The organism is Paenibacillus vini (assembly GCF_018403325.1).
Lineage (GTDB): Bacteria > Bacillota > Bacilli > Paenibacillales > Paenibacillaceae > Fontibacillus > Fontibacillus vini.
In genome coordinates this window covers 1-12,023 of the sequence record NZ_BOSL01000016.1, presented here as the reverse complement: position 1 = coordinate 12,023, position 12,023 = coordinate 1, and the positions used below count along the sequence as shown (strand labels likewise).

Annotated in this window: 10 protein-coding genes and 1 other annotated feature; of the genes, 3 read left to right on the top strand and 7 right to left on the bottom strand. The window is 52.7% G+C overall.

What is annotated here, in order from left to right; genetic code table 11:
• Nucleotides 1-122: 122 nt before the first annotated feature.
• From KJS57_RS20560 to KJS57_RS20550, 3 genes are all read right to left on the bottom strand, one after another.
• Nucleotides 123-653: a hypothetical protein gene (locus tag KJS57_RS20560; RefSeq protein ID WP_211022103.1), complete on the bottom strand. Its 531-nt coding sequence runs from the start codon at nucleotides 651-653 to the stop codon at nucleotides 123-125.
• 144 nt (nucleotides 654-797) lie between these two features.
• A complete protein-coding gene (locus KJS57_RS20555) occupies nucleotides 798-1,214 on the bottom strand; it encodes a DUF350 domain-containing protein (protein ID WP_211022101.1) in 417 nt (138 codons plus the stop codon).
• A 16-nt stretch (nucleotides 1,215-1,230) separates the two neighbouring features.
• A complete protein-coding gene (locus KJS57_RS20550) occupies nucleotides 1,231-3,594 on the bottom strand; it encodes an endonuclease MutS2 (RefSeq protein WP_213656190.1) in 2,364 nt (787 codons plus the stop codon).
• 154 nt (nucleotides 3,595-3,748) lie between these two features.
• Between KJS57_RS20550 and KJS57_RS20545 the strand changes: the two genes are divergently transcribed.
• Together KJS57_RS20545 and KJS57_RS20540 are read left to right on the top strand one after the other, a co-directional pair.
• The gene (locus tag KJS57_RS20545; protein WP_211022097.1) at nucleotides 3,749-4,099 is read left to right on the top strand and encodes a phage holin family protein; all 351 of its coding nucleotides are present in this window, start codon (nucleotides 3,749-3,751) and stop codon (nucleotides 4,097-4,099) included.
• Between the two features lie 232 nt (nucleotides 4,100-4,331).
• Entirely contained in the window at nucleotides 4,332-4,706 is a 375-nt protein-coding gene (locus KJS57_RS20540; RefSeq protein ID WP_211022095.1) for a cupredoxin domain-containing protein, read from the top strand.
• Between the two features lie 85 nt (nucleotides 4,707-4,791).
• Here KJS57_RS20540 and KJS57_RS20535 read toward each other — a convergent pair whose 3' ends face one another.
• From KJS57_RS20535 to pheS, 3 genes are all read right to left on the bottom strand, one after another.
• Nucleotides 4,792-6,339, bottom strand: a complete 1,548-nt coding sequence (locus tag KJS57_RS20535) for a cell division protein ZapA (RefSeq protein ID WP_213656189.1) — start codon at nucleotides 6,337-6,339, stop codon at nucleotides 4,792-4,794.
• 110 nt (nucleotides 6,340-6,449) lie between these two features.
• A complete protein-coding gene (gene pheT / locus KJS57_RS20530; RefSeq protein ID WP_213656188.1) occupies nucleotides 6,450-8,900 on the bottom strand; it encodes a phenylalanine--tRNA ligase subunit beta in 2,451 nt (816 codons plus the stop codon).
• Between the two features lie 26 nt (nucleotides 8,901-8,926).
• Nucleotides 8,927-9,961 carry a phenylalanine--tRNA ligase subunit alpha gene (pheS, locus tag KJS57_RS20525; RefSeq protein ID WP_213656187.1) on the bottom strand — a complete coding sequence of 345 codons (1,035 nt, stop codon included), beginning with the start codon at nucleotides 9,959-9,961 and terminating at the stop codon, nucleotides 8,927-8,929.
• Between the two features lie 66 nt (nucleotides 9,962-10,027).
• Nucleotides 10,028-10,324, bottom strand: a binding site (T-box leader).
• A 168-nt stretch (nucleotides 10,325-10,492) separates the two neighbouring features.
• On the opposite strand from pheS, the gene KJS57_RS20520 reads away from it, so the two are divergent.
• Complete coding sequence (locus tag KJS57_RS20520; RefSeq protein WP_213656186.1) at nucleotides 10,493-10,699, top strand: YwbE family protein; 207 nt, start codon at nucleotides 10,493-10,495, stop codon at nucleotides 10,697-10,699.
• Nucleotides 10,700-10,785: 86 nt separating this feature from the next.
• Here KJS57_RS20520 and KJS57_RS20515 read toward each other — a convergent pair whose 3' ends face one another.
• A complete protein-coding gene (locus KJS57_RS20515; RefSeq protein WP_213656185.1) occupies nucleotides 10,786-11,814 on the bottom strand; it encodes a YsnF/AvaK domain-containing protein in 1,029 nt (342 codons plus the stop codon).
• Between the last annotated feature and the right edge of the window lie 209 nt (nucleotides 11,815-12,023).

The window sequence follows — 12,023 nt, the reverse complement described above, 5'->3', positions numbered from 1 at the left end:
AGCATGACATAACGACGCAAAAATGGAGTGAGCCCCTTATCGTCAAGTTTTCTTTGAAATGTAAAAGGAGGCCTCCCTCCAGCCATAATGTATGGCCAGGGAAGCCCCCAAGTTCACAAAAATCAATCTTCACTTACTGTGCGAATCAATGCGTTCCGGTCATCCTCCGATAAGAAGGAACCGACATGGAAGCAAGCGGTGCAGACATAGACGTTTAGCTTGGCTGCCGGTTTCAGCAACGGCCCTTTTGCACCCTCGGGCACGACAGGAGCATAATCCGCACCTAACGTCTGAACTCCCGCAAACATCATATATTCCCGGCAATGCGGACATTCGGGAACTTCTTCCTGCCTGTCCAGAATCTTTTCGACGCCGGATTCATAAGCAAGCAGATCTCCTCCGTCCGTTGCAAAAGCTTCTACCCGCCGAATCGCATTCAGATGGCTTTCGTCATCCTCTTCCCAAAGACCGAGGCCTTCTTCTTCCGCCTCCAAATCCTCGTCTTCCTCCAATTCATCTTCCTCGCCGAGAGAAATATTCAAAGTACGGTATCCCTTAAGCTCATTATGGCAATAAGGACATTCCTCTTCGGGTCCCAGTTCTTCATCCCATACAATTTCGGTTTGACACCAAGGGCAGATTGTCGTTTCCATTTCAGCCCATCCTTCCATTAACAAATTAATTATTCATCCAACCCGTCATCACGATCTAACCAAGAAAATGATTCCGGCGATCAAGAACAGCATCGAGGCCACGAATAAAACCCGGACCAGGTTTTTCAACATGCCATACTCCTCCTAAACGATACAGGCTCCGATCACAAAGGACACAGAAACCGAAACGGCCATAGCGATAAAGCCCACCGCCACATTGCCCGCTGCGATCTCCTTGTCGATCTGAAAGACCGGGGTCACAAACTCAAACATCATATAAGCAAGGAAAAACAGAAACGCTCCGACAAAAGACCACCCGATAAACTCATAAATGGATGAACGTTCGGTCGCAAAACGCAGAATATTGCAAATTCCGAAGATTTTGCCCCCCGTGGCCAGCGATGCCGCCATATTTCCCCGTTTTATCTCATGCCAGCACCGATACTTCGTTACAAGCTCAAAGCAGGAAAGAAACACGATCAGTTCTACAACCGCTACGGAAAAATATCCCGCCATCAGCCCGATCGGCTGCTCAAGCAGCGGATCAATGGTTCCTTTCAATCCGTTCTCCTCCCCGTCACTTCAGTTCGGCTACCGTGACTCCGGTACCGCCTTCCCCGTAATTTCCGAGACGATAACTCTTTATATGCTTGTGCCTGCGCAAATAATCCGAAATACCGGTACGCAATATTCCCGTTCCTTTGCCGTGGATGATATAGATCTGGCCCAGATTGCCCAAATAGGCTTCATCGATGAAGCGGTCAACTTCGATCAGCGCTTCTTCCAGATTTGCACCGCGTAAATCCAGCTCGCTGCGGACCTGATCGTCTCTGGTCCGCTTCAGATTGGTTACGGTCCGCTGTGCCGGCTTAGCCGATGCTGCCGATCCGATCAACTCGAGATCGTCCATAGCCACCTTCATTTTCATGATTCCGAGTTGGACGATCGCTTCTTTGCTGCCGGACAATTCCACGATATGGCCCTTCTGATTAAGGCTGTATACCATCACTTCATCGCCCGGTTCAATTTGGCGCGGCGGTTTGGCTGTCTTCTTGCCGGCCGCCTTCTTGCGTTGCTGCGGCTCCGCCTCATCCAGCTGTTTCCGGGCGGCGATCAGTTTATGCTCCTTGACCGAAGCGCCTTCCTCGAGCGCCAGCTTCCGTAAATCTTCGATAATCTTCTCGGCTTCGCTGCGTGCCTTGGCGATGATCGTTCTCGCCTCTTCTTCGGCCTTCTCCAGCCGGCGGTCTCTTTGCTGCTCCAGCTTCTCCAGTTCGGCCGTATGGCGGCTCCGCAAAGCCTCCAAGTCCTTTCGCAGCTTCTCTGCCGTCTCCCGCTCCTGCTCCGCGACGTTCCGGTTCTCTTCCAGCGAGGCAATCATATGCTCGACCCGCTGATCCTCTTCCTTCACCTCGCCCCGGGCATAGTCCAGGATTGCTCCCGGTAAGCCCAACCGTTCGGCGATTGCGAACGCGTTGCTTCGGCCCGGAACACCGACCAGCAGCCGGTACGTCGGACTCAGCGTATTAACGTCAAACTCCATACTCGCGTTAATAACGGCCTTTCGTTCATAAGCGTATGCCTTCAGCTCGCTGTAATGCGTTGTGGCCACCATCCGGCAGCCCTGGGAATGAATATGCTCCAAAATCGCAATCGCGAGAGCGGAGCCTTCCGCAGGATCTGTACCGGCGCCGACCTCATCCAGCAGTACGAGGCTTTTAGGGGTCATTTTGCGCAGAATTGAAATAATATTGGTCATATGGCTCGAAAAAGTACTGAGACTTTGCTCGATGCTCTGCTCATCCCCGATATCTGCATATATGGCGTCAAAGACACACAACTGGCTGCCTTCCTCCGCAGGAACAAACAAGCCGGACATCGCCATGAGGCTCAGCAGGCCGATCGTTTTGAGCGTGACGGTCTTACCGCCGGTGTTCGGGCCGGTAACGATAATCGTCGAATATTGGTTGCCCAATTCCACATCGATCGGGACAACCTGGTTCGCCGGGATAAGCGGATGACGTCCCTTCTTCAGCTTCATAAATCCGCGATCGTTCATGCGCGGCAGCGTAGCCTTCATTTCCCGGGCCAAGCGTGCTTTGGCAAACAGAAAATCAAGCTGTGCAAGCACGTCGCTGTCATAAAACAGCAGCTCCGCCTGTTCACCGACCAGAGCCGTCAGCTTCTGCAGAATCACTTCGATTTCCCGTTCTTCCCGAAGCCGGGTTTCCCGCAGCTTGTTATTCATCGCCACGATGGATTCGGGCTCAATGAACAGCGTCGCGCCGGAACCGGACTGATCGTGTACAATCCCGCCGAAGTGGGATCTGTATTCCGCTTTAACCGGAATAACAAACCGGTCGCCGCGGATCGTGATCAATTGGTCCTGCAGCATCTTCGATATGCTGGAGGAACGGATCATCGCATCCAGCTTTTCGCGAATGCGTACCTCACCGCCGCGCAGTTCCCGGCGGATCTGCGACAGCTCGGCGCTGGCGGAGTCGAGCACCTCGGCGCTCTCGTCAATGCACCGCTTGATGGCCTCCTCCAGCGGCTTCTGCTCGCTAATGGCATCGCTAAGCGTGAACAGGAGCGGGATCGGCTGGTCTTCATGCATGGAAGCCAGGAATCGCTTGATTCGGCGCCCGCCTTCCAGCGTAGTCGCAATGCCGAACAGCTCATGCGGATTCAACGTACCGCCAATTCGCGCCCGCTTGACGGCCGGCGTTATGTCGACAATGCCGCCGAATGACGGGTACCCTTTTAACCTGTCGACGGTAAAGGCTTCTTCCGTTCCTTGCAGCAGCCGTTTCACTTCCTCAAGGTTGGAATCCGGAGACAGCGCTTCAGCTTCGGCTCTTCCGAGCGGCGTCTGCGTATATTTCGCCAATTGCTCTATAATTTTTCGATATTCCATCGTTTTTAAAATTTTCTCGTCCAAGAACTTTCACAACTCCCCTCGGGCTATGATTTCATTATAGCGAAAGCGGTCATTTTTCGCCATTTCAAGCATTCGCACATAAAAAGGACCTGTGCGGAACAAGATAAGTGGGGATTATGACACGCATTTTCGCAAAAAAAGGAGGCCAAGTGCCATGCATTTTCTGGGACATGTTGTACGTTTTATTGTCTCAGCCCTAGTATTGCTCGTTGTCGGATGGCTCGTTCCGCAATTCAGTATCGGCGGCTTCGGCAGCGCATTGATGCTTGCGCTAGTCATCGCTTTACTGGGTTGGGCCATTGAAGGCATCTTCGGGAAAAGAGTTACACCGTTCGGGCGCGGCATCGTCGGCTTCATCACCAGCGCTCTGGTGATCTGGCTGGCTCAGTTTATCGTATCCGGGGTTTCCGTTTCCATGATCGGAGCCCTGCTGGCCGCACTGGTAATCGGGATCATCGATCTGTTTATCCCGGTATCCACGCCATTCGAAGCAGCTAAGGATTAACCATTTCCTTCGATCCGATTCCAGCAGCATATAGATCCACCCTCAGCAATCCGCCCGGAGTTATCTTTCCGGGCGGATCGTTCTATTTATAGAGAAGAATCTAACGTATCAACATACAATTATATGGAAGAAGTTCACCAATTCTTCAAACCTTGCTTACATCGTCTTTATCCAACTGCGATATAATATTCTTGAAATTGTCATAAATATTTTTATATTGCGAGGGATAAATGTGAAAAAAACGATTGCATTTATGGCTTGTTCTGTTCTCTTGTTGATTTTGGCAGCTTGCGGAAGCGGTTCGGGATCTGGCAGCAGCTCTGAAGTAAGCAATGTCGAACCGGAAGCGGAACTGGTGATCGAAGCTACAAATTATAAATTTGATCAGGCCGAGTATCATTTAAAGAAGGACGTGCCTGTAAAGGTTATCTTCAAAAATGCGGAAGGCAATCACGGCATGCTCGTGCCCGGTTTAAAGCTGCAGCTTAGCGGCAAGAAAGATTCCGCGGTAATTATTCCGAAGGAAACAGGGGAATTTGAATTAGCCTGCTCGATCATGTGCGGATCCGGCCATAGCGCCATGGTCTCCAAAATCATCGTAGAATAAACGGTAACCATCAAGAGCCCCCGGCGGGAACGCCGGGGGCTCTTCCGTTTCCACGAACATAAACCGGATCACAACGAAGCTTAAATTAATTCTGATCCTGCTCGATCAGTTCAATCCATTCGTTATACTCGGTCTGCAGCTTGGCATAATCTTCTTTTAACCGCTTGTACTCTTCTTCCTTAGCCTGTACGTTCTCCCGCTCCACTTCCCGCTCCGCCTGAAGCAAGCGATACTCGTGGGATACGATCTCATAGCTGTCGGAAATTTGGCGCAGCTGTTCGGCCATTCGGTCCTTTTCCTGCTCAAGCTCACGATAATCGGTCGACAGGTTCAACACCTGCTCCCCTCCGCTTGCGCATTCCTGCTGCCATTCGGCAAGCTGACGCTGCAGTTCCGCCTCGGTTTCGCGCCAAGAATTCAATTCCTGCTCAGCCGACGCAAGCTGCTCTCTCCATTCGCGTTCACGACGCTCGGCCGCCTGACGGGATTCATCCTGCTCCTCGGCCAGTGCCGCATATTCCTGCATCTCCCGCTCCAATTCCTGAAGCCGTTCCTCCAGCTTGAAGGTCTGTGCCTCCAGACGCTGCTTGTCTTCACCGGCAGATTGCGCCGTAAGCCGCGCGGATTCCCGCTCGCGTTCCACCTGCTCCAGTCTGGCCCGGAGCTTATCCAATTCATCTGCCAGTTTTGCAGATTTGTCCTTCTCTGCAGCAAATCTCGACTTGGCGGATTCCAACTCGCCGCTTACCGCGTTAAGCTGTTCCTCAAGCTTCTCCGTCCGGCTTACGGCTTCCAACTGGCTAATCTCCAGCCGGCTTAACTCTTCGTTTCGCCGATCCGCCAGCTTATGCCACGAGTTCTCATTTTGTAAGGCGGCGGCAAGCTCCGCACGCAGCTTGTCTTCCCGCTCCTTTGCCTCCTGAAGAAGACGAACCTGTTTCTTGGCTTCCGCGTCGGCGGCCTGAAGCGATTGCTGTGCCAGCTTCGCCTGCTGCTCGGCCTTCGCCGCCTCCTCCTTAGCCCGCTGCTGAGCGCTTTGAGCGGTTTGCTCCCTTTGCCGGGATGACTTAAGTTGTTCAGCCAGCTTCTCGAGTTCTTCCTTCTCTTTGCGATTCTCCTGTTCAACGGTCCGCAATTTCGTCTGCAACTGCGTATTGCTTCCACGCTGTTCACCAAGCTGCCGCTCAAGCTCCTGAATTCTGACATTCAGCTTGCGGCATTCCTCGTCGCGCTCTTTCAGCGAGCTTTCGCCTTGCGCCACCTGCTCTGCGAGCAGCTTCTTGTCGCTCTTCAGTTGGTGGTGCTCTTCCTGTAGCCCTTTGTGGTCATTCTCCTGCTTCGTATGGAGCGCCTGCATCACCGAGATTTCCTGCTTCAGTTCACCGTTTTCCTGCTGAACCTGTTTCAGTTCGCTCTGAAGCTGCTCCGTTCTCAGGGCTTCTTCAGCCATACGTACAGCAGCCAACACCGCGAGGCGCGGCGTATCCAGATGGGAATACATTTTGGAGATTGAACGCATATGCTCATCAACACGGCGGGCAACCTGCTTCATGTATTCGGCATTACTGCCCACAATTTTATAAGAAGTCCCATATATATCGACATTTACACTAATACGGTTTGGGGTATTCACAGCCAAGTGCCTCCTTCGGTCCGAGTTTGATCATAGATGTCTGTATTTGCACGAAAGTCACATCGAATCGTTACTAAAGAAAGATTCGATGTGACTCGGTTCAATTCCTGCTATTTTCTCAATTCAGCAGCAAAAGTTTGCTCCAGCGCCGCAACGACCGATTCATGTACTTCGGAAACTTCCTCATCGGTCAACGTCCGCTCTTTATGACGGTATACAAGGGACAAAGCTACGCTCTTCTTGCCCTCTCCCAGCTTGGCTCCCGTAAATACATCAAATACTTCCACGGATTCAAGCAGTTCACCGGCAGATTTCCGGATCGAAGACATCAAGGCTTCCGCCTCGACGTTTACATCCACGACGACTGCGATATCCCGCTGCATCGCCGGGAACCGCGGAAGATCACGGTAAGCTACAGTATCACCCGCATATTGATAAAGCGGCTCAAGCATTAGCTCTGCTGCATACGTATCGTCAAGATCCATCTCGCGCTGCAATTCCGGATGCAGCTGGCCGAGCGTTCCGATCCGCTGGCGGCCTTCCGGCACCTCCAGGTAGACGGACGCCGAGCGTCCCGGATGGAAGCCTTTAGGAGCGTCTGCTTCGTAGGAAACGCGGCCGTTCACGCCGAGATATTCAAATACGCTTTCCAATGCGCCCTTAAGGTCGAAGAAATCCACCTTCTCGGCCGAAGTATTCCAGCGTTTGACGCCTCTGCTGCCGGTAAGCAACAAGCCGAGCACAGGCAATTCCCGCGGCTGCTCCTTCATATGCTCATCCTTGCCGTGGAACACCGTACCGATTTCGAACAAGGCGAGATCGTCGTGCTTACGGTTTCGGTTATACTGAGCCATATCGATCAGACCCGGCAAAAGGCTGCCGCGCAGCACGCTGCGGTCTTCGCTCATCGGCATCGCCAGTTTCACTTCATGTCCGCCTTCGCCCGGCGCTGGGAATTTGCCGCCGGCTCCTTCCCGGATAAACGAATAGCCCATCGTTTCCTGCCATCCGCCATGGACTAGCAGACCGCGCAGCGCCCGCCGCAAAGCCTGCGGCTTCGTATAGCCTCCCGCCGTCGACGGACCTTCGATCATCGTAACCGGAATATTGTCATAACCGTACAAACGGGCAATTTCTTCAATCAAATCCACGTCGCGGGTAATATCCCCGCGGCGGCTTGGGACGCGAACTTCCAGTGCATTCCCATCCAGATCACCGCATTCGAAGTGCAAACGAATCAACAGAGCTTTCGTTTCGAGCGACGAAATGTCCGTGCCCAGATATGCGTTCATTTTATCCAGCGATAAAGTAATCGTATGGTCTTGCGCTTCCGCCGTAACGGACTGAACTACGCCTTCCAACACTTTGCCGCCGGCGATTTCGACCATCAGCGCCGCCGCGCGGTCCAGTGCCGGAAGCACTCTTGCCGGATCCACTTCCTTCTCGAACCGCAGTGACGCTTCGGACCGGAGACCGAGCTGACGGGATGTTTTGCGTACGGAGCCGCCGTCAAACTTGGCCGATTCCAGCACGATGTTCGCGGTGGTTTCCGTCACTTCGGAATCCAGTCCGCCCATTACTCCAGCCAGGCCTACCGGCCGGTCTTCTCCGTCTACGATCAACAGCGAACCCGCATCAAGCTTGCGTTCCTGGCCGTCCAAAGTGACCAGAATTTCGCCTTCCTTGGCTGCGCGTACGCCGATGGCGTTCCCGGCGATCTTGTCGGCATCAAAAGCATGGAGCGGTTGCCCGTACTCCAGCATCACATAATTCGTAATGTCCACGATATTATTAATCGGCCGGACACCCGCCGCCATCAGACGGCTTTGCATCCAGAGCGGCGAAACGCCGATCTTTACGCCCGAAATATACCGGACCGCATAACGGCTGCAAAGATCCGGGGATTTAATACTCACGGAAATCCGATCGCTTGCCGGCTCAGTTACTTCGATCAGATCGTTCTCCGGCTGAGGAAGCTTCACGTCCCGGCCCAAAATCGCGCCAACCTCATAAGCGGCCCCGAGCATGCTGAGACAATCCGAGCGGTTCGGCGTCAAGTCGAAATCCAGTACCTGATCGTCCAGGTGCAGCAGGCTGGTGATCGGCGTGCCGATCTCGCTGTTTTCAGGCAGTACCAGAATGCCCTCCTGTTGTTCCTTTGGCAGCAACTTATCATTCAAGCCAAGTTCTTTGGCCGAGCAAATCATGCCTTGCGATGCGATGCCGCGGAGCTTCGCCTTCTTGATTTCAAGCCCGCCCGGAAGCTTAGCACCGACAAGAGCTACAGGCACCTTTTGTCCGGCGTCCACGTTCTTTGCGCCGCAAACGATTTGCAGATCTTCTGCTTCGCCGGCATCGACGATGCAGACGTTCAATTTATCGGCATCCGGATGCTTCTCCTTGCTTTTCACGTAACCTACTACTACTTTAGTAACACCTTTATTCCGATTCTCGACCGAGTCAATTTCGATGCCGGAACGCGTAATCATCTCGGCAAGCTGCGGAATATCCACATTATCCAGTGAAACATATTGTGATAACCATTCGGTTGATACTTTCATGTCATTTCCCCTTCCTTTTCCGTGGCCTATACTCTGGCAAACTGCTGCAGGAAACGCAGATCGTTATTGTAGAAGTGACGGATGTCGTCGACGCCGTATTTCAGCATCGCGATCCGTTCCACACCCATTCCGAACGCGAAGCCGCTATATTGTTCAGGATCGTATCCGCTCATTTCCAGCACGCGCGGATGAACCATCCCGCTGCCCAGAATCTCCAGCCATCCGGAGTTCTTGCAGACCCGGCAGCCGTTTCCACCGCATTTCACACAGGTAACGTCAACCTCGACGCTCGGCTCGGTGAACGGAAAGAAGCTTGGACGAAGACGGATCTGGGTGTTCGCTCCGAACATCTTGCGGGTGAATTCCAGCAGCGTTCCCTTGAGATCGCTCATACGAATTCTTTTGCCAACCACCAGGCCTTCGATTTGATGGAACTGGAAGGAATGGGTCGCATCGTCGTCATCGCGGCGGAATACGCGTCCCGGACAAATGACCTTGATCGGAACTTCCCCTTTCATGGCTTCCATCGTACGAACCTGTACCGGAGAAGTCTGGGTACGCATCAGCAAGTCTTCGGTCAAGTAGAAGGAATCCTGCATATCGCGTGCAGGGTGGTTCTTCGGCAAATTCAGCGCCTCGAAATTGTAATAGTCCGTCTCTACCTCGGGACCTTCCGCAATCCGGTATCCCATCCCGATAAAAATATCCTCGATTTCCTGAATGACCTGATTCAACGGATGTACGGCCCCCTGCTTAAGCGGGCGTCCCGGCAAGGTAACATCCACCTTCTCGGCTGCAAGCCGGCCCTCGGTTTCTTTCCGCTGGAAATCGTTCTGCTTCTCTTCGATCAGCGCTTCGATCACTCCGCGCACTTCATTGGCCACCTGGCCGATCACTGGCCGTTCCTCGGCGCTAAGCCCGCCCATACCGCGCAAAATCTCGGTGAGGGCACCCTTTTTACCCAGATATTTAACCCGCAGGTCGTTGAGATGAATAGCATCGGCCGTTTTGCCAAGCTGCTCCATCGCTTCTTGTTTGAGTGCCTCCAAACGTTCTTTCATCGACAAATCCCCCTTAAGCTTTATAAATCGTACTTGTTTCTGAAAACAAAAAAGGCCTCTTCTCCCGAAAGGGACGAAAAGACCGTGGTACCACCCTTGTTAGAGTCTCCGTTACCGCCCGGCGCAAGCTTCAGAATAAAACTAGGCATCCTGGGAGTAAGACTCTCACTTTATCGGCATAACGGGCCGCAGCCGGTATCCTCTACTGCACCGCCGGCTACCACCGTTTCCGGCCTGAGCGGGGTTCAAGGAACTGCTCCGGAGCGAACTTCAGCAGCCTGATTCCGTAGAGACGTTCTCAATCACTGACGTCTCTTCCCTGTAAGGAGGCTTCTGCTTACTCTTCTCCATCATCGCATTTACTTTTTGACTTACCTGATATTATATGCAAAGTTCCGGACATTGGCAAGCCGATGTCTTGTCTCCTCCCGCATAGTCCTTGTTCCGTTGGATTCCGGGTCAGCTTATGGTATCCTAAAGGATAACTTTTGAACATGCCCTATAAATCCAACACCGAGGAGATTTACCCGAATGAATGGAACTGTACGCAATAATATTGCCCCGGGCCTGACCGTCGACATCGTACTAAAAAAAGACCAATCCATCGGCCGGCTTACACGCGGCATCGTTAAAGACATTTTGACCAACTCGCCGAATCATCCCCATGGGATTAAGGTGCGGCTTCAAGACGGCCAGGTGGGACGGGTTAAAAATATTATCCGGGACGGAAGCAAATAAACATGTGAGCCCGCCAGCCTGTGAAAATGATAAAAGGACAGCCCTTAGGCTGTCCTTTTATTTGATTGCCATCTTCACCCGGGTAATTAGCGGTCGAGCTTTTCGTCTCCCCGAACTCTAGGGTTCCCGGTCTGATCCAATCGGGCTTCTTCCTTCTTCAAGATATCCTGCACCTGCTCCGTATCTTGAACTTCCCGTTTATGAATCTCCACCTCACCGGTCACGACCGGGCGTTTGTTGACCTCCACCCGCTCCTCCGAGACCGGAATGCGAATCGTTTCATCACGGCCTACAGGCTCGCCTGTAGCGTCGTCATGAATCACCTTTTTCTCAACGACTACTTCCTCACGGCTTACAGGCACGTTGATCGTCTTCTGCTCTTCGATTACTTCTTTGCGCAGATTCACTTCACCGGTAGTTTCCCGTGTCTTTGAAATATCAAGCCGTTCCTCGTGCAGACGCATCGTACGATCATCAATGTCTTGATCCCTTACTTGCCCCTCTGGACGGTCAAGCGTCGCCAATTCCTGATAGAAGGCACCCGCGGGTTCACGGGTTTCCCGCATTTTTGACTCATCCACGCTGCGGTTGATCCCGTCATTCTGATCATATCCGTTGCGGTAGTTATGGGCATTCAGGGAATGATGCTCCCGGAATACGTTGTAAACCTGTCCTTCCTGAGCATCCGTCGCATCCACCATCACCAGGATGCGGCCATGCTTGACGAAGCTGTTGTATTCTTCGGCTTCATCCTCAGGAATGCCAAGGCCAACCAGACCGCCTACCAGACCGCCGGCTCCGGCTCCTACAGCCGCCCCCGTCAGCGTGGCTGCGATCGGACCGGCAGCGATGATCGGACCGATCCCCGGAATAGCCAGTGCACCCAGGCCCGCCAGCAATCCGGCTACGCCGCCCAGCACTCCGCCTGTCGCAGCTCCGGAAGCAATTCCTTCCGGCGCCTTCGTTCCAGTCTCATCATGAATGGAATTGATGTCGTCCTTGTTTCTTCCGATAACGGAAATATCATTCGTATCATATCCTAAAGCTTGTAAATCCCGAATCGCATTAGAAGCATCCTGATCTGAAGAAAATACACCAACTATTTTTTGTGTCATATCGATTACCTCCTGAATGTGAATTGGGTTCAGAAGATAATTAACCACTGACTACATATTCAAACTTCCAGAATTTGCGTTTACTAGAGTAAAGGGCAGATGATTTCTGCCCCTCCTCATCAAACCGTACATGAGGTTTTCCCTCATACGGCTTTCCGATGTTCGTCATTCATGCGCATGCGATTTATAAAAGCGTCCTTAGTCCATAT